The organism is Bartonella sp. TS25HLJMH (genome assembly GCF_042193505.1).
In the GTDB taxonomy this organism is placed as follows: domain Bacteria; phylum Pseudomonadota; class Alphaproteobacteria; order Rhizobiales; family Rhizobiaceae; genus Bartonella; species Bartonella grahamii.
Genome location: NZ_JBHILV010000087.1, coordinates 661 through 922 on the forward strand (window position 1 = coordinate 661; position 262 = coordinate 922).

At 40.1% G+C, this 262-nt stretch carries 1 protein-coding gene; it reads right to left on the reverse strand.

Annotated elements, in window-relative coordinates; genetic code table 11:
• Positions 1-262: hypothetical protein (locus ACFINF_RS09385; RefSeq protein WP_375620613.1), on the reverse strand; the 262-nt coding region annotated here is incomplete at both ends.

Sequence of the window (262 nt, forward strand, 5' to 3'; positions counted from 1 at the left end):
ATCATGCGCAACTCCTTCAGATACTTCCTTAATGCGCTGATTCATAGTCTTGATATTCGTGTCAAGACCTGCAAATGCAGTTCCAACACCTTGAAACGAACTCTCTGTTACAACTCCATCTTTAGCAATGTAAGATAATTTATACGTTGGCTGTGTAAGAGCTCCATCTTTAAAGGATGCTTCTCCACCTAAAAATTTAGCAATATCACCACCAATTTTATTAATCTGGCCACCCGTAATTGCATCACGTGAACCCTTGGCA